General features: G+C 68.0%; 15 protein-coding genes. 12 read left to right on the top strand and 3 right to left on the bottom strand.

Going from position 1 to position 23,920, the window contains the following annotated elements; all coding sequences use genetic code 11:
• Window positions 1-3: 3 nt before the first annotated feature.
• The 11 genes from OP04_RS44085 (at window position 4) to OP04_RS51260 (ending at window position 13,096) form a co-directional block, all read left to right on the top strand.
• Window positions 4-648, top strand: coding sequence for a VTT domain-containing protein (locus OP04_RS44085; RefSeq protein WP_232323974.1), 645 nt, complete (start codon window positions 4-6; stop codon window positions 646-648).
• On the top strand, window positions 645-1,748 hold the full coding sequence (aepY, locus tag OP04_RS44080) for a phosphonopyruvate decarboxylase (RefSeq protein ID WP_033346019.1): 1,104 nt from the start codon (window positions 645-647) through the stop codon (window positions 1,746-1,748). Before OP04_RS44085 ends, aepY begins: the two co-directional genes overlap by 4 nt.
• 15 nt (window positions 1,749-1,763) lie before the next feature.
• A complete protein-coding gene (locus tag OP04_RS44075) occupies window positions 1,764-2,477 on the top strand; it encodes a glutamine amidotransferase-related protein (protein WP_085067263.1) in 714 nt (237 codons plus the stop codon).
• 35 nt (window positions 2,478-2,512) lie between these two features.
• On the top strand, window positions 2,513-4,999 hold the full coding sequence (locus OP04_RS44070; protein ID WP_033346017.1) for a molybdopterin-containing oxidoreductase family protein: 2,487 nt from the start codon (window positions 2,513-2,515) through the stop codon (window positions 4,997-4,999).
• A gap of 27 nt (window positions 5,000-5,026) precedes the next feature.
• Window positions 5,027-6,340, top strand: coding sequence for a 3-phosphoshikimate 1-carboxyvinyltransferase (gene aroA, locus OP04_RS44065; RefSeq protein ID WP_033346016.1), 1,314 nt, complete (start codon window positions 5,027-5,029; stop codon window positions 6,338-6,340).
• A complete protein-coding gene (gene gpmI / locus OP04_RS44060; protein ID WP_033346015.1) occupies window positions 6,337-7,842 on the top strand; it encodes a 2,3-bisphosphoglycerate-independent phosphoglycerate mutase in 1,506 nt (501 codons plus the stop codon). The genes aroA and gpmI overlap by 4 nt, the downstream gene beginning before the upstream one ends.
• A complete protein-coding gene (locus tag OP04_RS44055) occupies window positions 7,839-8,201 on the top strand; it encodes a hypothetical protein (protein WP_033346014.1) in 363 nt (120 codons plus the stop codon). The genes gpmI and OP04_RS44055 overlap by 4 nt, the downstream gene beginning before the upstream one ends.
• 198 nt (window positions 8,202-8,399) lie before the next feature.
• Window positions 8,400-9,437: an inorganic phosphate transporter gene (locus tag OP04_RS44050; protein ID WP_033346013.1), complete on the top strand. Its 1,038-nt coding sequence runs from the start codon at window positions 8,400-8,402 to the stop codon at window positions 9,435-9,437.
• A 626-nt stretch (window positions 9,438-10,063) separates the two neighbouring features.
• Window positions 10,064-11,695 carry a recombinase family protein gene (locus OP04_RS44045; protein WP_232323973.1) on the top strand — a complete coding sequence of 544 codons (1,632 nt, stop codon included), beginning with the start codon at window positions 10,064-10,066 and terminating at the stop codon, window positions 11,693-11,695.
• A gap of 190 nt (window positions 11,696-11,885) precedes the next feature.
• On the top strand, window positions 11,886-12,389 hold the full coding sequence (locus tag OP04_RS56185) for a transposase family protein (protein ID WP_232323972.1): 504 nt from the start codon (window positions 11,886-11,888) through the stop codon (window positions 12,387-12,389).
• A complete protein-coding gene (locus OP04_RS51260; protein WP_332309712.1) occupies window positions 12,314-13,096 on the top strand; it encodes an ISAs1 family transposase in 783 nt (260 codons plus the stop codon). The genes OP04_RS56185 and OP04_RS51260 overlap by 76 nt, the downstream gene beginning before the upstream one ends.
• A gap of 20 nt (window positions 13,097-13,116) precedes the next feature.
• Here the strand turns inward: OP04_RS51260 and OP04_RS54170 are convergent, their stop codons facing one another.
• From OP04_RS54170 to OP04_RS44030, 3 genes are read right to left on the bottom strand one after another with little or no spacing between them, the layout of a single operon-like run.
• The gene (locus tag OP04_RS54170; protein WP_157241161.1) at window positions 13,117-13,530 is read right to left on the bottom strand and encodes a hypothetical protein; all 414 of its coding nucleotides are present in this window, start codon (window positions 13,528-13,530) and stop codon (window positions 13,117-13,119) included.
• A complete protein-coding gene (locus tag OP04_RS44035) occupies window positions 13,517-20,458 on the bottom strand; it encodes an RHS repeat-associated core domain-containing protein (RefSeq protein WP_198154211.1) in 6,942 nt (2,313 codons plus the stop codon). Before OP04_RS44035 ends, OP04_RS54170 begins: the two co-directional genes overlap by 14 nt.
• A 41-nt stretch (window positions 20,459-20,499) precedes the next feature.
• The gene (locus OP04_RS44030) at window positions 20,500-23,709 is read right to left on the bottom strand and encodes a LamG domain-containing protein (RefSeq protein ID WP_198154210.1); all 3,210 of its coding nucleotides are present in this window, start codon (window positions 23,707-23,709) and stop codon (window positions 20,500-20,502) included.
• A 16-nt stretch (window positions 23,710-23,725) separates the two neighbouring features.
• On the opposite strand from OP04_RS44030, the gene OP04_RS56180 reads away from it, so the two are divergent.
• The coding region (locus OP04_RS56180) for a hypothetical protein (RefSeq protein WP_033346787.1) at window positions 23,726-23,920 on the top strand (195 nt) is incomplete at its 3' end.

The following is a 23,920-nucleotide window of genomic DNA, read 5'->3' as shown; positions in this document are numbered from 1 at the left end:
ACAGTGGACTTTTCCGTCTTTCTCGACGCGGAGAAACTGATAGCCGCGTTCGGTGTGCTGGGCATCCTGGGCCTGGTCTTCTTCGAGTCCGGGATTCTGATCAGCGCCGCGCTGCCGTTCCTGCCCGGCGATTCGCTGCTGTTCACCACCGGGCTCGCCCTGTCGAGGGACATCCTCGACGTACCCCTGTGGCTGATGTGTCTTTTGATCTCCGCGGCTGCGGTCGCGGGCGACCAGGTCGGCTACATCTTCGGCCGTCAGGTCGGGCCGGCGCTGTTCAACCGGCCGGACTCGCGCTTCTTCAAGCAGGAGAACGCGCAGCGCGCCCACGACTTCTTCGTGCACCGCGGCGCGCAGTCGATCATCCTGGCCCGGTTCATCCCGATGTTCCGCACGCTGGTGCCGATCATGGCGGGTGTGGGCCGGATGAACTACCGGCATTTCCTGCTCTACAACGTGATCGGCGCGGTCGCCTGGGGCACCGGGCTCACGCTGGCCGGCTACTTCCTCGGTCAGATCGACCTGGTGGCGGACAACCTGGAGAAGGTCCTGCTGCTGATCATCCTGGCGTCGTTCGTGCCCGTGGTGGTGGAGATCGTCCGGGCCCGGCGCGCGAAGCCGGCCGGCACGGAGAGCGCGCTGCCGTGATCGCCGCCCAGGAGTTCCTCGACGCGCTCGACGCCTACGGGTTCACCACCGCCTCCGGTGTGCCCTGCTCGTCGTTCGGCGGGCCGATCGCGCTGCTGGCCCGCAACCCCGACCGGTACGTGCCGGCCGCCAACGAAGGGACCGCGCTGGCCGTCGCCGCCGGCGTCGCGCTGGCCGGCGGCAAGCCGTACGTGATGCTGCAGAACTCCGGGCTCGGCAACCTGATCAACCCGCTGACGTCGCTCGTCATGACGTACCAGGTGCCGGTCCTGGTCTTCGTCAGCCTGCGCGGATGGCCGGACCCGGCCAGTGACGAGCCACAGCACGTCGTCATGGGCAGCACCACGCACGCGCTGCTGGACACGCTCGGCGCCGACCACCAGACGCTCACCAAGGACACCGACGCGCACGAGTTCCGCGTGCTGCTCGACCGGGCGGAGGCGTCGCTGAAGAACGGCCGGGCCGCGTTCGTCCTGGTCCAGCGCGGTGCGGTCGGCAGCGCCGCGCAGGAATCGGACGAGCCGGTGCGCGGGCTGAACAGCCCCGAGGTGATGCGGGCGATCGTCGACGGCACGGACGGCTGCGCGGTCGTGGCGACCACCGGGTACACCGCCCGGGAGCTGTTCGGCACCGCGGACCGGCCGAACCACTTCTACATGCAGGGCTCGATGGGGCACGCCTCCGCGATGGCGCTGGGGCTGGCCGTCACCCGGCCGGAACGGACCGTCGTCGTGATCGACGGCGACGGTGCCGCCCTGATGCACCTGGGCGCGCTGTCGGTCATCGGCGACCGGGCGCCGGCGAACCTCGTGCACGTGGTGCTCGACAACGGCCGGCACGAGTCCACCGGCGGGCAGCGCACCACCTCGTCCGCGACCGACTTCGTCCGCGCCGCCGAGGCGAACGCCTACCGCACCGCGGTGCGGTGCACGTCGATCGGCGACGTGGCCGGCGCGCTCGCCACCGCCCGGAGCAGCCCCGGTCCGCACATGATCGTCGTGCCGACCCTGCCGCGCACCGGTGCCATGCCACCGCGCGCCACCAACGCGCTGAGCGCGCCGCAGATCGCCGCGCGCTTCGGCGCCGACCTCACTCGATAAATCCGGAGGAACACCGTGTCTTCAACCGTTCGCCCGCGCCTGGCGCTGGTGGGTGACCGAGGCAACCACAACGAGCGCTCACACCCGGTGCTCGACGAGATCCTGCCGCAGCTCGACCTCGACTACGTGTGGGTGCCGACGCCGGAGATCAGCTCTCCGGCGGACCTTGCCGGATTCGACGGCATCTACGTGGTGCCGGGGGCGCCGTACCACCACCAGCGCGGCGTGCACATCGCGATCCGGCACGCGCGGGAGCAGCAGGTGCCGTTCATCGGTACGTGCGGCGGGTTCTTCAGCGCGCTGATGGAGTACGCGCAGAACGTCATCGGGCTGCCCGAGGCGCAGGGCGTGGACGAGGACCCGTCCGTTCTCGAACCGCTGATAATGCCGCTGACCTGCTCGTACAACGGGGAGAAAGCACCATTGACGATCAGGGACGGGTCGCTGCTCGCGCGGATTTACGGTCGGGCCGACGACGTGGAGGAGATCTTCCACTGCGCCTACGGCCTGCAGACCGGGATCATGACCGCGGCCGAGCAGGGTGCGCTGCGCTACTGCGCCTGGGACAGCGACGGCTCCGCCCGCGCGCTGGAGCTGGAGGGGCACCCGTTCTTCTTCGGCTGCCTGTTCCAGCCGGAGCTGTCCTCGACCGCCGACGATCTGCACCCGATCCTCGCCCGGTACCTGGACGCGGTTGCGGCACGCGCCGCACTGAAGGTGACCCGCTAGCACGTTCCCTTGTCGGCCGATCTGAAGGGCAGTTCATGAGCGATGGCATCTCGCGGCGCGGTTTCGTGCGCGGCACAGTGATCGGTGCGGCGAGCGTGGGGGTTCCCGCGTTCTCGGCTGCCCCCGCCTCGGCCGCGCCGGCGTTGGCTCCACCAGGCACCCGGCTGCTGGAGTTCGCCGACGGGTCGGCCGCGCTGACCCCGGACCGGATCGTCGACAGCGCCTGCCAGTTCTGCAACTCCAACTGCCGGTTGAAGGTCGGCCTCAAGGCGGGCCGGATCATCGAGGTCCGTGGCGAGACCGGCGACCCGGTCCAGGCCGGGCAGCTGTGCGTCAAGGCCGAGATGATGCCCGAGCTGGTCTACAACGACCTGCGCCTGACCACCCCGCTGCGCCGCGTCTCCGGCCGCAAGGGCTCCAAGGACTCGAAATTCGCGCCGATCTCATGGGACGAGGCGATGACCACCATCGCCGCCAAACTGCTGAAGATCCGCGACGAGGGCGACGTCCGGTCGATCGCCAACCGCACCAGCGGACGGCTGCCGCGCGGCACCGGCTCGCTCGTCGGACGGCTGTTCGCGCTGCTCGGCAGCCCGAACAACACCGACGTCGGGCCGGTCTGCAACGACGCCGGCGGCAACGCGCTCGCCACCACGTTCGGCCTGGGCAACTTCACCAACGGGTACGGGCTCGACCCGGCCACCGGGCAGCAGGATCTCGGCGCCGCGAAATACCTGCTGTTCCTCGGCACGAACCAGGCCGAGACACACCCGGTCACGTTCGACCACCTGCTGCGCGAGCGGGAGAAGACCGGCGCCAAACTCGTCGTCGTCGACCCGCGGCGCACCGCGACCGGCGCGCTCGCCGACACGTGGGTGTCGCCGAAGCCGCACACCGACCTCGCGCTCGTGCTCGGCATGCTGCACCACATCCTCAGCAACGACCTGCACGACGCGGACTTCGTGCGCCGCTGGGTGGTCGGCTTCGACGAGCTGCGCCGGCACATCCTGGGCAGCGGATACGACGTGCGCTGGGCGGCCGGGATCACCGGTGTGCCGGCCGAGACGATCGCCGCGATCGCCACCGAGTACGCGTCCGCCACCCCGGCCGCGATCTTCTGCAACGCCGGGATCTCGCACCAGCTCGGCGCGTTCGACACGTACCGCTGCCTGACCTTCCTGGCCGCGATCACCGGCAACATCGGCGTGCCCGGCGGCGGCTGCAACTTCATGCACAACACCTGGCCCGGCGACCTGCACCTGCCCGCGCTCACGGTGGACGTGCCGGACCGGGACGTCGCGCTGCCGGTCGGGCCGGACCATTTCGCGGACGCGATCCTGACCGGTACGCCGTACAAGCTGCGCGCGGTCATCACCGAGGGCAACCCGCTGGTGTCGTCCGCGAACAACACCAAGGTCCGCAAGGCGTACGAGCAGCTCGAGTTCTACGTCTACACCGGCCTGTTCATGGAGGAAGCGGCCTGGTACGCCGACATCATCCTGCCGATCGCCACCGGCCTGGAGATCAACGGCGTCTACATGCGCCGCGACGACCGGGCCATCCGCTGGCAGGAACAGGTCGTCCCCGGCCCCGGCGACGCACGCCCGGACTGGCACATGTGGATCGACCTCGCGCACGCGCTCGGCCGCCTGGACCGCCGCCACAAACCGGGCTACTGGACCGACGCGTTCCCGAAGCGGTGGAAGGACTACGAGCAGCTGTGGGCCGAGTTCGTCCGGCACACGCCCGCGATGGGCGGGATGACCGCCGCGCGGATGAAGGCCCGTGACGAGCCGCTGCGCTGGCCGTGCCCCACGCCGGAGCACCCGGGCGTCAGCACGCTCTACCTCGACCACCCCGGCTGGTACGAGGCCGCGGCCGCGCTCGGCCACCCGGGCAAACGGTTCCTCACCGCCTCCGGGAAGGTGGAGATCACCACGCCGGAGCTGGACGCGCGGCTGCGCGCGGCCGGGCACAGCGCGCTGCCGGTCTTCTACACCCACCCGGAGGTGACCGGCCGGCACCCCACCATCCGGTACACGGACACGTTCGTCACGAACCCGCTCAACCCGCAGGCCGTCACCCGCAAGGTCGAGGTCGGTGTGCGGCAGACCGGCGAGGACGTGCACCGGCGCTACCCGCTGATGGGCATGTCCGGGCGGCCCAGCGTCGTGCACTTCGCCACCGTCACCCACTGGACCCGCACCGGTAAGCAGCTCAACGGCGTACGCCTGATCCAGCTGCACCCGACCGTCGCCGCCCGCGCCGGGATCCGCGACGGCGACGAGGTCCGGGTGGAGAGCCCGCGCGGCGCGGTCACCGGCACGGCGCTGCTGTGGGACGGCATCCGTGAGGACACGGTCTTCGTCCCCAATACGTTCGGCCCGGCGCAGCAGGTCGGCGACCTGTTCGGCGACGAGCGCTACGAGGCGGCCAACGTGCTGCCCGACGACCGGTACTTCGACAACCTCTCCGGCCAGCAGGCGTACAAGTGCTTCGCCTGCCGCGTCGTCAAGGCCTGACCGCCCTCCGATGAAAGGTGCCACACCGTGACCGACCCCCGTCTGAAGGCGCACGAGCTGACCGTCATCCCGCTGGAGAGCATCGACGCCGAGGTGCGCGTGCTCGGCTCGAAGAGCTACACCAACCGGTACCTGGCGATCGCCTCACTGTCGGGTCAGGAGACGCTGATCCGCGGCGCGCTGCTGTCCGACGACACGCTCTACTTCGCGTCCGCGATCGAGGCGCTCGGGCACGTGCGCACCGAGATCGACCACGACAACGCCGCGATCCGGGTCATCCCGACCGGCCAGCCGATGCGGGCGCCCGCGGACGACGTGTTCATGGGCGGGGCCGGGACGCCGCTGCGGTTCTTCATCGCGATGGCCGGCCACGCCGACGGCACCACCACGATCACCGGTAACACGCGCATGCAGGAACGGCCGATGGGCGACATCCTCAGCGCGCTCGGCCCGCTCGGTGTGGAGGCGGTCGCGGTGCGCGGCAACGGGTCACCGCCGATCCGGGTCACCGGCGGGTCGTACCGTGGCGGGAAGACCAGCATCAGCGGCGCGGTATCCAGCCAGTTCACCTCCAGCCTGCTGATCAACGCGATCAGGGCCGCCGATGACACCGAGGTCACGATCAGCGACTTCCTCATCTCCAAGCCGTACGTGGAGATGACCATCGCGGCGCTGGCCGAGATGGGCGTGCGGGTGGACCGGGACGGCTACGACCGGTTCTCGGTCGCGGCCGGGCAGCAGCCGCGCGGCGGCGAGGTCGTCGTCGAGCCGGACGCGTCCGGGATGAGCTACCTGCTGGCCGCGGCCGCGGTGCTCGGCGGGCGGGTCACCATCCCCGGCATCGGGGCGGGCTCGCACCAGGGCGATGTGGGGCTGGTCGCGGCGCTGGAGCGGATGGGCTGCCAGGTCGACGTGCAGGACAAGCAGATCACGCTGCGCGGCGGGGAACTGCACGGCATCGACATCGACATGGAGGCGATGCCGGACGTGGTGCCGTCGCTCGCGGTCGTCGCCGCGTTCGCGACCGGCACCACGCGGATCTCCAACATCGCGTCGCTGCGCGTCAAGGAGTGCGACCGGATCGCGGCGGTGACCACGGAGCTGCGCAAGATGGGCATCGCGGTCGAGGAATTCCCGGACGCCATGCACATCACCGGGGGTACGCCGCACGGCGCGACCATCGACACCTACGACGACCACCGGATCGCGATGACGTTCGCGATCGCGGGACTGCGCACCGAAGGCGTCATCATCAAGGACCCGGGATGCGTGGCGAAATCGTTCCCGACGTTCTGGAAGACGCTGGACTCGCTGCACGCCTCCGGGGTGAGCACCCGATGAGTTTCCACTCCGGAGTCCTGCTCGTCCTCGACGGATGGGGTGCCGGGCCCGCGGGGCCGGACAACGCGCTCACCACGGCGACGACGCCGGTGCTCGATCGGCTGGTCGCCGGGCCCGGCAGCACGCTGCTGGCCGCGTCAGGTGAGGCGGTCGGGCTGCTGCCGGGGACGGTCGGGAACTCCGAGATCGGGCACATGGTCATCGGCGCGGGGCGGCCGCTGCCCTACGACAGCCTGCTCGTCGCGCAGCAGATCGCCTCCGGTGAGCTGCGCCGGCACGAGCTGCTCAATGATATGTGCGCAGACCTCGCCGGTACGGGCGGGGCGTTACACCTGGTGGGGCTGTGCTCGGACGGGATGATCCACGCCAACGTGGAGCACCTGAGCGAGCTGCTCGCGGTCGCGGCCGGCCACGGGGTCGCCACGGTCCAGGTGCACGCGATCACGGACGGCCGTGACGTCTCCGACGGGACGGCCAGGGCGTACCTCTCCAGGGTCGAGGAGATCATCGCCGGTGCCGGTGCCGGGCGGATCGCGACCGTCGTCGGGCGCGGCTACGCGATGGACAAGGCGGGCAAGACCGCGCTGACCACGCAGGCCGGCGCGCTCGTCGCCGACGGCGTGGGCGAATCGGTCTCGGTGCCGCAGGAGGCGATCTCCCTCTCCGCACGCGGCGACGAGTGGGTGCCGGCCAGCGTGGTGGGCACGTCGGCACCGATCGTGTCCGGGGACGCGGTGCTGTTCTTCAACTTCCGCAGCGACCGCATCCAGCAGCTCGCCGACGACCTCGTCGGCCGGTTCGCGGACACCGGCCGGGAGGTGCGCGTCGTGTCGCTGACCCAGTACGACACGCGCGCGTCCATTCCCGCGCTGGTGCCGCGCGCAGACGCCTCCGGCGGGCTCGCGCACGAGCTGGACGTGGCCGGCGCCCGGTCGGTGCGGATCGCCGAGCCGGAGAAGTTCGAGCACGTCACCTACTACGTCAACGGGCGGTCGTCGGCGGTGAGCCCGGTCGAGGAACACGTGCGGATCGGCGACGGCAACGATCCGGCCGCGCATCCGCAGATGCACGTGGCCGAGGTGGCGCAGGCGGTGGTAGACGCGCTGCAGCGCTCCGAGGTGGCGCTGGTGGTGGCGAACCTCGCGAACATCGACGTGGTCGGTCACACCGGTGTCTTCGACGCCACCGTCCGCGCGGCCGAGCACACCGACGCGGCGGTCTCCGGCATCCTCGCGGCCGCGGCGGAGGCCGGACGGTGGGTGGCGCTGGTGGGTGACCACGGGAACGCGGAGGTCATGCGCAAGCCGGGGGTGAACGGCGACCCGCGACCGTACGGCGGCCACACCACCAATCCGGTGCCGTTCGTCCTGGTGCCCGCGCCGGGTCACAAAGTCCCAGAATCGCTGCCCGCGGGCGGCACGCTGGCCGACGTGGCGCCGACGGTGCTCACGCTGCTCGGGCTCAAGCCCGGTGCCGTGATGACGGGGAGGTCACTGGTGTGACGACGCTCGCTGCCTTCTCGGGGGCGCTGACCGCGGGGTTGCTCGGACGGCATGACGCGGGCTGCGGTGCCGCTGATCTGGCGGCGGCACCGGCGTTCGACGCGGCAGCCGTGGTCGAGCCGGCCGAGGTCGGTCCGGGGCTGTGGGCGTTCACGCGCAGCTCCGCAGACGGCGAGGTCCGGGTGTGGTGTGTCTACAACCCGTCCACACGGCCGGCGTCGTTCCGGCTGCCCGGGACGGGCGCCCGTTTCTACCGCGGCGGGGTGCGGACCAGCACCGACCCGGACGGAGGTATCCGATACCACCTGACGCCGTACGGCTACGTATGGATCAGCTTTTCCGTCGTCCTGCCGGGCTGACCCTTATTGCCGTCGAATAGGCTCGCGCACTCAACCAGTGCCGAGCCTATTCGGCGTGCATTTTCTGCCTCTTCCCGGCCACAAAATAGGCATTGACTTTCGACAATCGAAAAGTGAACACTCAGCAAACGGCGGCTAAACGGCAGGCGTTGCCGCCGAGAGCTGAGGGGGTCCTTGGTGACTGCCGCGATCGTTGTCATGCTCGTCGCTCTTGCCGCCGCCAACGGTGCAAACGACGTGTCCAAAGGAGTCGCGACACTCGCGGGCGCCGGCGTCGCCGCCTACCGGGTCGCCATTCTGTGGGGTGCCGCGACCACACTCATCGGCGGCCTGCTGTCAATCCAGCTCGGCCGGGGAATGGGCTCGCTGTTCTCGAAAGGAATCGTGGACGCCACCCCGTCCACGGCATTCGCCCTGGCCGTACTGCTCGCCACCGCGGCATGGGTGCTGCTCGCGAGCCTACTGAAACTGCCGGTCTCCACCACGCACGCCATCGTCGGCTCGCTCGTCGGCGCCGGATTCGTCCTGGCGCCCGGGTCCGTGCAGTGGAGCGGAGTCGTCCAGAAGGTCGTGCTGCCGCTGCTGCTCAGCATCGTCGTCGCGTACGCGCTCTCGCTCGTGCTCGGCATCGCCGCCAAGGCCGTCGTGCGCTGGACGGACGCCCGCCAGGCCGCCGCGGACCGGCTCCTCGTCGCCGCCTCCACCGGCGAAGCGGGCACCGCCGTGGAGGCGCAGGCGCGGTCGGTCGAGCACAACGTCTCCGCGGCGAGCCGTACCGGCCGGGTCATCACGATCCTGCACTGGATCTCCAGCGGGGCGACCGGCTGCGCCCGCGGACTCAACGACACACCGAAGATCGCCGCGATCGGCGGTTTCGCGCTGGTCCCGGCCGGCTTCTCCGCCACCGCAGTCAGCGTGCTGGTCATACTCGCGATGGCCGGCGGGTCACTGGCCGGCATCCGGGTCGCCCGCACCCTCGGCGAGAAGGTCCTCAAGATGTCCCACGTCGAGGGCCTCACCGCAAACCTGACCACCGCCGGGCTGGTCGGCTCCGGCGCACTGCTCGCCCTGCCCATGTCCACCACCCAGGTCTCCACCGGCGCCATCGTCGGCGCCGCCGGCGGCCAGCTCAGCCGCCTGTCCGGCAGCACCCTCCGCGACTTCGCCATCGCGTGGCTGATCACCCCCGTGTTCGGCGCGCTCGTCGCCGCGCTTGCCTACACGGTCCTGCGCTGAGGTCCCCGCAGCCGGCGGCGATGCCCGCGATCCGGGGTCGCCGCCGGCTAGACCAAACCCTGAACGAGGTAGCCCCCGCCGCGAGCGTGGCGGCGAGCGCGCCGAGAGTCAGCCGCAGCAGGCGCCCGGGCATCCGGGGCTGCAGGCGAACGCCGGGGATAGCCGGCGACCAGCCCGCCCGCGCCGACAGAGCAGACCAAGAATCCAGTCCGCGACAACACTCAGTCGGCGCGCACCGGTCGAGCAGCCCGGATCGCTGGCGCCGATCCCGATCACCAACAGTGTGCGCACGCGCAGGAGACGTCCCGGGGATGCGGGTCCAAGGTCTGACTGTGACAGTGGCGCGACCGTGCCAGAATTCCACCGACTTCCCGTGCGCCCACACGGCTTGTCCCGCCGGACGCCACGGGCGCACCGCGAGACCCATCAACCACGCCGGGCCCGCAGGCGACGAAACGTACCGGACCCACCGGTCGCGGCCCACGGCGGTAATGCCCATCGCCCAGTCGCCGAACGTGACGCTCGTACTGCATAGCACAGGACAACGCCTATCCCGCCCCGCCGGTCCACGGCACGCAGCGTCCGGTGAACGTCCACAATCGACCCCGGCGGGACCGTTCTCTGCCATGCCGATACCTTCTGCCGACCGGCAAGAAGGGCACACGTTTCCCGTGACATCATCCGACGGCGATCGTCTAATCGACCGACTGCACCAACAGCAGGCTATGGACCACCCGCGGCGGGCCAGTACCCTCGTTCGCGACCCGGCTCCGGGCCTCAGGTTCGCGTTCTACGGACGGATCTCCACCACCGGATTCCAGGACCAGGAATCCTCACGCCGCTGGCAGCTGGAGAGCGCGGGCCGGGTGGTTGACGGCGCTGGTGTGATCGTCGCGGAGTTCTTCGACGTCGGCTACTCGCGCAGCCTTCCCTGGACCGAACGTCCGCAGGCGGCGGCGCTGCTGCGCGCAGTGACCGCTCCGGAGCGCGGGTTCGATGCGATCGTGATCGGGGAGTACGAGCGGGCGTTCAGCGGCGACCAACTCCTGCGGATGCTGCCGTGGCTGCGCCGGCACGGGGTCACGGTGTGGCTGCCGGAACTCGGCGGGCCGGTCGACCCCGACGACCCCGCACACCGGGCCCTCGTGCGGCTGCTCGGGCACCAGTCCCGCCGGGAGGTGCTCCGATCCCGATTCCGCACCAGGGAAGCGATGCGGGCGCAGGTCCGCGCGCAGGGACGGCACCTCGGCGGCCGCGCGCCCTACGGATACCGGCTCATCGACGCCGGCCCGCACCCGAACCCGGTCCACGCCGCCTGGGGGCGCAGGCTGCAGCGCCTTGATCCGGATCCGATCACAGCCCCGCACGTGCGGTGGATGTTCGCCCAGCGCCTGGAGGGCCGCAGCGTACCGGAGATCACGATGGCGTTGAACCGGCGCCGGGTGCCGCCGCCGTCAGCCGCACCAGACGCGGAGTGGACGGCGGGCCGGTACTGGTCGATACGGACGGTCGCGACGATCCTGGCCAACCCGCGCTACACCGGCTTCCAGGTCTGGAACAGGCACTACACCGACCACCGCGAGACCCTGCCGGGCGACAAATCCACCCAGGTGGGCGGGCCGGGACGGCGGGCGAACCCGCCCGCGGACTGGGCGGTCTCCGACCGGATCGCGCACCCGCCGCTGGTGAGCCAGGACGGCTTCGTCCGCGCCCAGCAGGTCAGCGCACGCCCGGCGCCGCAGGACGGCAGTGACCGCCGGTACCGGCTGACCGGGCTGGTGATCTGCGGTGGCTGCGGCCGGCGGGCCGAGGGCACGTGGGTACACGGCCGGGCTGCGTACCGATGCCGGCACGGCCAGGACGCCCGGCGGGCGCTGGGCCGGCCGCGACCGTTGTATGTGCGGGAGGATACGTTGCTGGAATACGCACGGGGCCAGGTCGGCGCGCAGATCCTGGATGACGCCGAGAAGGCATTCGACGAGATTTCCGGCAGATTACGAGCCCAGGGAATGACGCTGGTCTGCGACGGCGACGTGATCACCCTGCATGACCCGGGACTGCACGCACCCGAAGCACCGGACAATCCAGCGCAGGAGTCTGCCCATAATCTGCAGATCAGCACTCTGACCTGGGATAACTCTCACCTGCGACGGTTTAACAAACCTCGCTGGAAACGACCCGATAAGAGTCGTAGAAAATGTCGGTGCAAGCCGCTGAAATCGCGGCTCAAATCCCGATCCAACCCCCGTAGGGGTTGACGTGTCCGAGCTGATACCACCGACCAATCCTCCAGCAGCCTCGCAGGGCGATTGCGTAGTCCGACGGCAAGGCCTTGAACTGGGGATTCGTGGAGTGAGTGGCCTCTGTGGAGGCGAAGGCGGCGGGTGAAGTCACGTCGGTGATGATGAAGTTCTCTACGCTACAAAACCCCGAGGACCTCACCCGCCGATGGCATCATCCCTCATCACTGCACTGACCGTCACGACACCACACCCCACGACGACACCCAGACTGATTACTGACGGTGAGCAGAACGGCCCGCTGGCCGCGTTGACGAAGGTTCCCGACCCGCGTGACCCCCGCGGGATCCGTTACCCGTTGTCCGCGGTGCTGACCGTCGCGGTCTGCGCGGTCATGGCCGGCGCGTCATCGTTCGCGGCGATCACCGATTGGCTTCATGACCTCGACGAATCTGCCCGTGTCCGGCTTGGGTTCGGTGACGGCGTGCCTGCAGGCACGACGATGTGGCGGCTGTTGATCCGGCTCGATCCGACCCTATTGACCAGCGTTCTTGCCGGCTGGGTGCATTCCAGGACCTGTAGGCAGGGCCTGCCGCCTCGCAGGTATCGCCGGGTGATCGCGGTCGACGGAAGACCCTGCGGGGCGCTCGTCTGGGCGACGGCCGTCAGATTCATCTGCTGTCCGCTCTCGACACCACCACCGGGCTCGTGATCGCCCAGGTCTCCGTGGACACGAAGTCGAACGAGATCACGTCGTTCGCGCCGCTGCTCGACGCCGTGGAGAAGGTGCTCGGCACCCTGACCGGGGTGCTGTTCATCGCTGACGCCCTGCACACCCAGACCGGGCACGCCGACGAGGTCACCGCCCGTCACGCGCACCTGCTGGTCCAGGTGAAGGGCAACCAGCCGACCCTGTTCAAGCAGCTCAAACAGCTTCCCTGGGCACAGATTCCGGTCGGTGACCGGACCCGCGACCGCGGACACGGCCGCCGCGAGACCCGCACCCTCAAAGCTGTCACCGTCCGCACGCCCGGCGGCCTCGCCTTCCCGCACGCGCAGCAGGCCGTCCGGATCACCCGAACCCGCATCGTCGCCGGCCGGACCAGCCGAGAGACGGCATACCTGACCGTGTCACTGCCCGCCGGGCAAGCCCTGCCGGTCGACCTGCAAACCTGGATCCGCCGCCACTGGCACATCGAGAACCGCATCCATCACGTCCGCGATGTGACTTTCCATGAAGACCTGCATCAAGCCCGGACCGGCAACGGACCCGCGGTCATTGCGACGCTGCGTAACACCGCAATCGGCTGGTATCGGATCACCGGCGCGACCAACATAGCCCGCGCTACCCGACAGGCCAACCGCCGATCACACGACCTGATCACCGCCGTGACCAGCAGTTACCCGAGAACGCAATGACCCTGACACCATCCGTCTCTTCAAATCTCAAAAGCCACGACGCGCATCCAATCTCCCGCCATTTCATTTAGAGGACCCAAAGACGCTCCCTTCAATGAACGAACGGAGCCCCGAACGGCAGTTGCGACCGACCGGGAGAAAACCATCGGAAAATATTCGGAAGTGACACCATTCGGACCACCCTCAAGGAAAGGAAGCAATCTCAAGAAAATCTCACCTTCCTTGCCAGCCAGCCAATCAATATCAGCTTGAATGCACAGCCATTCATCAACACGGCAAATGCGCACGTCCGTCGCCCCCGACAGCATCGCCTCAAGCGCGATCATGGAAGCGGCCTCAAAGGGGTCATACCGCCCACCGCGGAAATATCGACCCTGCTCCTTAATAACGTACTCACGCACATCAATTGGCTTTAGCTCATCAGGGGGTGACACTGATTTCTCCGCTCGCCTTTAGGCTATTGAATAAATCAAAAGCATCTGTCGGAATATGGAATTCCTCACCAGCAAAGTTAGGCGACTTCGGACTACCAGGTATCGAACGAGACACAGCACCAGCTTCACGCAGTTGGCTCATTGCACTATCCGAAATCCTTACCTGGATCACCGCACTGGACTCACCATTGCGAATAGCAAAATAGACTGCGTCATCTGCATGTGTCGCCAGAAAGAACCCGCCCGGACCATCAGTATAGTTGGCGGCCGCCCTACCGGCATCCAATCCGTTATTCAGAATATTCACCAGCGAGGGAATGTCTGAGCCGTGATAAAGAGTAGTGGCACAGGCATCTGCATTGTGCACCAGCACTGATACTTCACCGGCAAGCACATAGAACGTATGCAAGCCTTCAACCGTAAGGTCATACGCCGCAGCATCGAACGCTAGAGGCACTACGGCCGACTCAACCGCCACGGGAAGCCCGATCGCGCTACGCAAAATGTCACCAACGTCAAGAGCATCCGCCCTTCGCCATTGGCGGTCAGACGCGTTCCAGAACGGGTGGTCCTCTGTAGTTTGGACCACACTGCCAGCGATTGCCAAAGAGACGAGATCGTCACGATGCGGCCACACATCCGTGACAATCCGCATCCCCTGCTCGCCGGTTAGGGGGTCGCCAGCGAGAACCCTGTCACCAACCGCAATTTCTTTGATCGGCCTTGAGCTGCCGTCAGACATCAAAACTTGGGTATCTCCGCCAAAGCTACAGGCGGCGTTTGCCAGCCTGAGAGCGGCACCGCCACCGGCGAGGCCCGCACCACCAACTACGGCGCCCTCAGCGGTAATCAGACCGGTACTGATGAGCGATCCGGTTGCGGCGAACTCGCCCGCCTCCACACCGAACGTCACCGCAGCCGGAAGGCAAACCTCGATGAAAAGTGCGCACGCTATTCCTCCGACAACCGCCACCTGAAACAGTAGCGCGTCCGCCCCCTCTCGGTACGGCCTAACGAGGTTGGTAGTGGAGCAGTAGCCATAGGATGCGTTGAGGCCACGAGTGCACAGCTGCATCCAGTTTTCTGTTTCGATCTTGGCCCAGTCGATTACCTCGTTCCAGGTCAAGCGCTCGGATCCGCTGTACCACGGGTGACTGAGGATATATTCGCCAAGTCCCTGATCGAGGAACTCGTCCGGTACCTCTTCGTCTAGATAGTCGGCGGGAACCGGAGTGGGAGACGGTCCCGGAGCCGGGCCGGACGAGCCCCCTCCGCTCCACGGCCACGGATCGAAGTAGTCGGTGCGGAGTCCGGTGGGGTCGGAAGAAGTGATGGGGCTGTTGTTGGCGTAGGCGTAGCCGTTCCACTGCTGCGGGTCGGTCAGGTCCATGATGGGGTCGACGGAGATGAAACGACCGATGGCGGCGTCGTACTCGCGGGCGCCAACATGGATCAGGCCGTTGGCGTCTTTGTCTCCGCCGACGAAGGTTTTCTGGTTGGGCCAGGTGACGGGGGTGCCGCGGTCGGCGCCGTACGGGGTCTGGCGGCGGATAGTGGTGGCGTGGGTGCCGGCGGCCACGGCGAGGTTCTGGGTGCTGTGGTGGTCGCTGTAGATCCAGGAGAGGGTGGAGACCGCTGTCCCGGTGCGGGAGGCGATGGTCTCGCCGTTGAAGGTGTAGTAGCGGGTGGCGGTGTTGCTGGTGGCGCCGGTCGCGCGGCGGACTTCCATGCCGGGTAGGTAGAGGGTGACGCCGGTGGGGTCGCGGCGGATCAGGCGGGTGCCGTCGGCGTCGTAGACGTTGATGTAGGTGTTGCCGTTCTCGACGGTCTTTGCGAGGTGGCCTTCGGCGTCCCAGGTGAGTGTCTGGTTCGCTGCCGTTCCGTACCGGCTGATGGTGTTGCCCGCGTTGTCGTAGGTGTACGCGCGGGTGACGGCTGTGGAACCTGGGGCCGTCGTGGTGGTGCTGGTGACCGCGTGCGGCCGGATCGTGGTCGCGCCCGGTGTCGGGAAGGTGTAGCTGGTGCTGGTGTCGCCGGTGGTGGAGTGGCTGACCTGCTTGGTGCGGTTGCCGAGGTCGTTGAGGGTCCAGTCGGTCCAGTACGGTGCCGGGCCGGCGAGGTTCGCGACCGTGGGTGCGGTCTTGCACTCGGTCGTGGGTTTCGGTGTCCATGCGGAGGTGAGCCGCTGGAGCGGGTCGTAGGTGAAGCACTGCTTCTCGGTGGCGCCGATCGTGGGGGCGTCGAGGGTCGAGAGGATGTTTCCGGAGGGGTCGTATTCGTAGCTGGTGTCCGCGATCGTGCCGGTGGTCTTGTCTGATTGGACCGCGGTGTTCTTCACCCGGCGGGTGGTCTCGTCGTAGAGGGTGTTGTTCCGGATCTCGGTGCCGCCGGTCTGCTTCCTGCGGTTCTGGGTCGGCTCCCCGAATGCGGTGTAGGTCTGGTTGACGACGTAGCTTTCCACGGATGCCAGGCTGGTGGTGAGGGTGTTCGGCAGACCGCTGTTGGCGTGGAACGTGGTCGTCACGGTCTCGTTGGCGAGGCCTCCCGCGATCGGGAGGGTGATGCTGTTCGGCGTGCCGTCGTAGGAAGAGTATCCGTAGCCGATCACCCAGGTGGCGCCGACGCCGGTACTGCCTGAGGCGTTCTCAGCCGGCGGGATGACGTAGTTGACGGCGGTGGGCTGGTATCGCTCGTTGAAGAGACGGACCTGCCATTTGTATGCGGCCCTGGTGCCGCTCGCGTTGCTGGTGTCGTACCGGATGGTCTCGGTCAGCTGGCCCTTGAACGGGTCGCCGCCATAGTTCTCGTCGTACTTCCACTCGGCACGGAGCGCACCGGTTGCGGTGTCGTCTCGTAGGGCGGTCTTGCGTCCGAGGCTGTCGAAGCTATGGAAGAGGACCTCGCCGGCACCGTTGGTGGTCGTCTCGATCTCGTCGTAGTCGTTGTACGTGGTGGTCGAGGTGCCGGAGTCGGGGTCCTTGGCGGTCTTCTGCCGGCCCTTGACGTCGTAGGTGTAGATCCACTCGTTCTTGCCGGTGTCGGTGACCTTGGTGAGCTGGCCCTTGCGGTCGTAGTCGTAGATGGTGCTGGTGTAGGCACCGTTCACGCCGACGCTGGTGGTGTGGGTGCGCAGCTCGGTGGTCTTGCCCCACACGTCGGTCAGGGTCGTGGTGGCGGTGCCGCCGGGTGGCGGGGTAAGGAGGGTGCGGTCGCCCTCGTTCACGGTCGTGGTGCGCCACTTCTCGACCTGGTTCGTCGTCCCCTCGGGGGCGAGAAGGATGCTCGCGGTCGCGCGACCGGCCTGGTCGTAGAGGGTCTTATTGACCGCGGGAACGGTCCAGGGGGCGTCATACCGGAACGTTCCGGAGGCGACGTCGGTCTTCCGGCGCGCACCGTAGGTGGCCTCGACCCGGCCCCACTCGTCGTAGATGGTGTCGGTGACGACCCGGCCCTCGCCGCCGTCGAGCGGGGGCGTCTGCATCTGCCGGGGACGCAGCAGTCCGTCGAGGATGGTGAAGGTCGTGGTGTATCCACCACCGGCGTGCAGGCTCTCGGCTTTGACGTATGGGTATGCGGATCGGTCGGCCGAGTAGTGGTAGGAGAATCGTGCCGCCGGGGTGTTCGGGTTGGTGGCCTTCGTCCAGCCGGTGTCCCACGCCTTGGTGACGCGTCCGAGGGCGTCGTATTCGGTGCTCGTGACCTTCTTGTTGGGGTCGATGCTGCTCGTCGTGCTTCCCCAGTAGGGGTTGGTCTCGGCGATGGTGGTCCAGCCGAGGTGGTTCGTCGTCGTCAACTTGGTGACCGGTCCGCCGGAGGCCGGGGTGTAGGCGGTCGTGGTGGCGTTGCCCTTGATGTCGGTGCTCGACGTGGCACGGCCGAAGGCGTCGTACGCTGCTGTGCTGAGGGTCTCGAACTCGGTGCCGGACGTCGGCGTCCAGTTCTTCAGGCGCTCGACCTTGGTGACGTCGCCGAGCACCGGTGTGGTGTCCGGGCTGGTGGCCTTGTCGTAGTACGTCCGCACGTCGCCGGTGATGTGGTCCGTGCTCGTCGGCGCGACACCACACGGCAGCACGGTGCTGACGACGCGTTTCGGGAGGCTGATCAGGTTCTTCGCCGTGTTGCGGTTGTAGGTGTTCGTGATGCAGGACTCGTCGCCGGCGACGCCGTAGATGCCGTCGTCCTGTACGGACGTGACCGTGCCGTAGTCCTCATCGGTGTTCGTCAGGGTACGGGTCGTGCGCCAGCCGCGGGCACCGTCGACGCCGAGCGCGGTGGCCGTGTAGCTCGCTGACGTGCCGACGAATCGAGAGGTGACGGTGTCTCCGTTGATCGTGCGGGATGCGGTTGGCCTGGACTGCCAGGGCACGTCGACGTTCTTGGAGACAGGCTTGTCGAGGCTGCCGTTGTAGGTGACGGTCTCGCGGGTCATGCCGGCGAACGCGTCCTCGTCGTAGACGGTCTCCGTGCCGAGCGACGCGCCGACGGTGACGGTCCGTGTTCCTCCGGTATGCGAGGCCCTGTCCCCGTGCATGCCGCGCAGGAAGGTCGTGCGGGTCAGGGTCTTGACCGCTCCGGCGCCGACCTGGGTGTCTACCTTGGCGTACCCGCGGTATTGGCTCCAGGTCTTGCGGTTGTTCCTGATCAGGCCGTTGTCGTCGGCGTAGTGCCAGGCAGGGCCCTTGTCGTCATACGTGTACGACGTGACGATCGACGGCGACTGGGTGCCCTCCTTGAACTGGATGTCGTTCTCGGTGATGGAGGTGACGACGTACTTGTGCCACCACTCGACCATGTCGTGCCCCGGATTGGCCGGGTCCGGGCCGAGGACCGGGTAGCAGCGCATGGCGTTGGTCGGGGCCGTCGCCGGCAGATGGTCCGCGGTGCATTCCGGCAGCGAGTACCGCACGTGCGTGGTGGAGCCGGTCTCGTTGATGACCTTCGACAGCCGCTGCCAGTTGCTGGTGGTGTTGTGCACGTTCAGGACGCGGTTCGGCATCGCCTCCGGCTCGAACGAGACCTTCGGAAGTACGATGTCGTCGCCGACCAGGCCGGTCTTGACGATCGAGGACAGCCACAGACCGGCGCCGCCGCCGTCACCGGACGACGGGAAACTGTGGGTGAAGGCCCAGGACGCCACGTCCTCCCAGCCGGCGCCGCCGCTCTTGGCCGGATCCCACACCCGGGTGATGATCTTGCTGAGGCGTTTCGTCGACCAGAACGTCGGCGAGTAGGTGGTGCACTCGGTGGCGGTGAGGGCGCATTCCTGGTCCCAGGGCACGTCCGGCCAGTTCAATCCCGCTTCGTCGTCGTGCGTGGCGCAGTCCGAGGTGATGCAGCGGTCCGCGATCTCGAAGTCGATCTGCGCGCGTGCGGCCGTCGAACGGTCGGCGGCGCCTCGGTCCCACGTGCCGTAGTCGATACGGTCGAGGGCGCCGCCGCGTACGTAGTCGACGTTCTCGGTGTCGGTGCCGCGGGTGGCGTACTGGTTCAGCTCCTTGGTGTACCAGTAGGAGGTGGTGTTCCCGTGGATGTCCACGACGTAGTCGAGATTCCACCGGTACGCCTCGTCGCACATCGAGTCGGCGAACGCGGCCGCGTGACAGGGCTCGTCTACATGGTTGCTGTAGACGGGCATCGTCCAGGTGGACTCGGTACGGCTGCCCTGTCCGGGGAGGTTGTTCAGGCCGAAGTAGTACTGGGTGCCGTCGCTGGACGTCACCTTCCAGTGCTCGCCGTCGCGGGCACCGTTCGACGCACCGGTGAGCTTCTCGACGACCGACCCGTCCCGCGAGCGGCCGTGCCAGCCCTTGCCTTCCTCGAAGATGAGCTCGGTCCCGGACCCGTTGAGACTCATCGAGGCGTTGTCGGTGCGCCAGCACATGTCGCCGGTCAGCGTGTCCTTGGTGTTGTTCGCCGAGTCCTCGGTGTCCTCACGGCAGGGAACGTAGGCACGCTCGATGAACCCACCGGCGAGCTCGAAGCCCTCACCGACCCACGAGGGCTGGTTGTTCGACGCCGACGAGCGGCCGTCGACGCTCCCGGAGGAGTAGGACAGGCCGACCGTCGGCGCCTTGCCTGCGGCGACCGGCGGGCTCTCGATGCCGTACGACCAGTTGAACGACCCCGAGTTCCCGCCCGCAGACCACGTCGACGACGGCGACAAGGACGTGGCCGCGAAGTCACCGGACGGCCCGGACGGACCCGCGTTCACGGCCAGGATCGTCCCCGCCGCGGCAGGAATCGCCGCGTTGCCGGCACGCTGTTCGCGCGTGAGCGCCGCACCGGTGCCGCCGATCGGCTCGACCACGGCGTCTGCTGACACCGTCGCGGCCGCCGTGTCGTTGACCGTCTGGAGCGGGCGTGCGGCGCAGCGCGCCTCCCCGGGGGTGGCCAGCGCGCACTGCGGCAGCTGCCATACCTGCAGGCGGGACGCCCAGTCGGCACCGAACGCGTGCTGGAAGCCGCTGTAGTCGACCGTGACCGTCGCCGCACCGGCGGTCGTCGTCCCGATCGCCCCACCGACCCGGAGCAGCACCCCCTTACGCCAGGCCTCCGGAGCCTGTGCACGGTCGATGACCTCCACCGTGACATCCGACGGAAGCCGATCCCCGGACGCACCCTGCGCCCGCGCGACCCCGACAGGCAGCGACCCGGCCTTCGCCTGCCCATCGGCGCGGATCACGGCGCGTGCCGAGCCGGCCTGCGGCCAGACGGTGGGCGGCAGGTCGAGCGCGGGGATGACGCGCTCCACAGGCGGGATGCCCGTGACCGGGCCGCCCCGAGAGTCGATCTTGTCGACCTGTCCCTGCAAGAGAGCGGGGGCGGGCTCGACAGCGGCCGCCGGCGGCACGGCGAGCAGGCTGCTCACCAGCACGCCACCGAGCGTTCCCGCCAGCACTGCCCGCAGCCGCTGGATGGTCGTACTCACGTTGCTCCTCATTCGTCTCACGCCTGCGGTGGGTGTCGGGGTCAGCCGTTGACGGCGTTGGACTCGCGGTCGAACAGGAGCTTCACCTGGGCGTCGCTGAGCACGCCCTGGTAAACACCGACGTCATCGATGCCGCCGAACCACCTGTCGGTACGCACGTTGTTGAACAGGCATCCGCCCACGATCAGCGGCCCGCTCGCCTGCCAGGACGTATATCTCTTGTGGAGCGTGTTCTCGAGTTCACCGTTCACGTACAGCCGTACCTCGTGGCGGTTCGCGTCATATATCGCGACGAGGTGCGTCCACGCCCCGGTGTTGCTGTAGTCCACCGGGTGACGTGAAATCACGACGTCTCCTCCGTCGCCCGTCGCCGGCACCATGGAGAATGTCCAGTAGTCGCCCTGAACTCCCGCGTTGGTGGCTGGTCGCAGCGAGAGCGCGAACGGGGTCCTACCGGGCCCGTCCTGCGACACGATCGAATGCGCGCCGGTTCCCACGTCGTCCGGGTTGGCCCAGGCCGAGACGGTGAACGATTGATCGGTACGCAGCACGGGTGCGTCCTGCCATGCCGGATCACCTTCGGGTGTGGCATTTCGCTGGGACCGGCCGTACTCCAGCGTGAAGTCGGTGGAGCCCTCGATGAGGTGCGTGGTGTCCAGGAAGAGGCTCATCTGGTCGCCACGGCCCGTGCCGATGGCCGAGCCCGCCGTCAGCGCCAGACGCCGGTTGAAGCTGTCCTCGGCAAGCACCTCGCAGGTATTCGGCCGGTCCTCGTACCTGCAGGAGAAGCCCAGTTCGAAGCTCCAGCGCCCCACCTCGGAGGCATCAAGAATGCCCGGCTCGTCGATCTCGCCTTCGTTCGTCCGCACGCCGACCTTCCCGGTGAAGTCATCGGCCACCAGCGGACGGTCGAAGAACTGCAGATCGGCGAGGTTTCCCCGGAACAGCTCTCCGGCACCCGCGACCGCGTCCTGACTGCGGCCGACGATGAGCCTGCTGGTGTTGGTAATCGCAGCGGTGAAAACGGCCGAGGACTCCACGCCGTTCACCCAGACCCTGATGCGGCCATCGGTCCTGTCGAACCCGGCCGCCACATGGGTCCACTTGTCGACGGTATTGAGGGTGGTAGAGCAGACCTCGGTGCCCGACGTGCTCGTAGTCGTCGGCACCATCAGCAGACACCAGGCATTTCCACCGGTGCTCAGCGGCCTGGCGCGCAGCCGGAACGGGCTGCTCTGCCCGGCCTCCGCGTTCTTGGCCACGAGCGTCACCGGTGTGCTCACATCCGTGAGCCGGACCCACGCGGCGACCGAGAACGACTTGGTCGTGTCCGGGATGAGGCCGCGCGTCTCCGCGCCCTGGCCGGTCGTACCGGTGAACGTGGCCGTCGCGCCGTCCATGATCCGCACATCTTCAGCCCACGTCAGACCGGTCGGCAGCAGCACATTCACGTCGTCGCCGACCAGCCTGTTCTGCAGCGCGGCCACCGTGCTGACGCCCGGATTCGTCTCCAGGCCATAGCGAGCGACCGGCAGGGCCGGCGAAGCGACGGTAAAGGCGTAGCTGGTGACGATGCCCTCGTTGAGGGTGTTGTCGATGCCACGCGCGAGAAGGACGTTCTCGCCGTACTGATACGCCGATAGTTTCACCTGCGCGGTCATCGTCTTCGTGCCGTTCGCCGCCGTCGTCTGCGTCGCCACGATCTCCCGGTCCGGCGGGTTCTTCCACCCGTAACGGAACGTCGTCACGTCCATCTCCGGCGTGCTGAGCGTGAACGACACCTCACCACCCGCCTTGACCTCACCGGAAGTCTTGGTGATGCTCAGCTCCTGCGGGCGGGTCGTGTCCGCGTAGAACTCGCACCAGCCCGACCACGGACTCAGGATGTTGTACGGCGCCGGGTCCCTGGTCTGCACTCGGAACGCATACCGCTTGTCCTTCTCAATCGTGACCTGCACGGGCGACGACCGGGCGTCCGCGGACTGCTCCGACACCGTCGCGGTCGACGTCGGATAGGTGCCGTCGTTGACCTGCCCCGGCCCCGGGATCCGCCGCCACTCGAACGTCGCGACCAGCTTTTGCGTGCTGTCCCTATCAGGCAGCCGGGCATAGAGCCGCGGCGTCAGCGTGCCGGTCGAGATCGGCGTCCCGCAGTCGGTGTTCGGCTCGACCATCAGCTGGTCCGGCATATCCGGCGGGGTGTCGTACTCGACGACCAGCACCGCACCGTTCGGATGGAACGTCTTCCACCGTTCGCCGAAGTACTCATTCGCACCGCTGAGGTCACAGGCGCAGAAGCCAAACGTCAGGTCGCCCCACCGGTTGGTCGCAGCCGTCTGGACCTGATTCTTGACCGCGTTGTTCTGGAACTGCACGGTCATGTCGTCCTGCTTGCTACCGCACCCATCGGCCTCGTTGCCGTGCGACGACGCCGCGACCAGACCACCGCGCAGCTTCGTGCTCCACCCCACGCGCACGCCACTGCTCCCGATGCCGATCGCATCGGCCCACCACATCGACGTCGGCGTATCCCCGCACGACCAGGAGTGGTCGACCTTCATCTCCACCCGCGCGGAGTGGATGTACTTACCGGCCAGATCCGGCGTCGAAAACTTGAAGAACGATCGGTGCTTCTTCCCGGAGGCCGGGTTGACTCCGACCCGGGCGTTGGTGTGATGGTTGTCGGCGTTGTTCTCCGTCGCGTACGCCCACTTCAACGGCTTGCGGTCCCAGGCCGGGTCGATGAACAGCGGGAAGTGCTGCTCCGGCGACGCCAGCAAGCCCGCATCCGGCACCAGCCGCAGATCACCCTGCGCGGTCACCTCCGTCGCCACCGGCGCACTGTTCGCCGCCAGACCCGGACTCACCGGCGTCGAACCGTCACCCGGCATCGCCGCCTGCGCCGCGCGCGCCGGCCGGTCCACCGTCAGCGGCGCCGAATCCCACATCACCGGCCTGGCCGCCGTCGCCAGGACCGTCCGGCCGACCGCCGCCCGCAGCCCGCCGTCCTCCAGACGCTCCACCGACGCATCCCCGCCGACCTCGACCGTCACCGACGCGACATCGTCCACCGCCTCGGGCGTCTTCACCACCAGCACATGCGAGAACCCGGTCCACGTCGCCCGCAACACCAGATCGACACCGGGCAGCACCTCCCGGTACGTCGCCGCGTCCCCCGACACCGACGGCGACGGCAACACACCCGGGAACGACAGTTCGAGGGTCTTCCCCGCATCGTTCAGCGTCACCATCGGACCGGCGCCACCATTGGAGAACCGCACGTCCGCGATCGACGCACCCGGCCGGACCGTACCGTCCGGCCGCACGGACAGCTCCAGATTCACATCCGACCACGAACCGTCACCGTGCCGCACATGCGTCGGCACCACGGTCGACTCCATCACCAGCACACCGGACGGCTCCGCGAACACCTGCGAGAACTCGGTCCGCTCCGACATCACC

It is taken from the genome of Catenuloplanes japonicus (genome assembly GCF_000717135.1).
Lineage (GTDB): Bacteria > Actinomycetota > Actinomycetes > Mycobacteriales > Micromonosporaceae > Catenuloplanes > Catenuloplanes japonicus.
Note: the sequence above shows the minus strand (reverse complement) of the source record. Positions and strands in the feature narration are given on the sequence as shown.

What these genes read in the sequence shown, in the direction of transcription:
- OP04_RS44070 (WP_033346017.1), top strand. Translation starts at nt 2,513, where the DNA reads ATGAGCGATGGCATCTCGCGGCGCGGTTTCGTGCGCGGCACAGTGATC.
- OP04_RS44030 (WP_198154210.1), bottom strand. Translation starts at nt 23,709, where the DNA reads ATGGTGACGCTGAACGATGCGGGGAAGACCCTCGAACTGTCGTTCCCG.
- OP04_RS44050 (WP_033346013.1), top strand. Translation starts at nt 8,400, where the DNA reads ATGCTCGTCGCTCTTGCCGCCGCCAACGGTGCAAACGACGTGTCCAAA.
- OP04_RS56185 (WP_232323972.1), top strand. Translation starts at nt 11,886, where the DNA reads ATGGCATCATCCCTCATCACTGCACTGACCGTCACGACACCACACCCC.
- OP04_RS44045 (WP_232323973.1), top strand. Translation starts at nt 10,064, where the DNA reads ATGCCGATACCTTCTGCCGACCGGCAAGAAGGGCACACGTTTCCCGTG.
- gpmI (WP_033346015.1), top strand. Translation starts at nt 6,337, where the DNA reads ATGAGTTTCCACTCCGGAGTCCTGCTCGTCCTCGACGGATGGGGTGCC.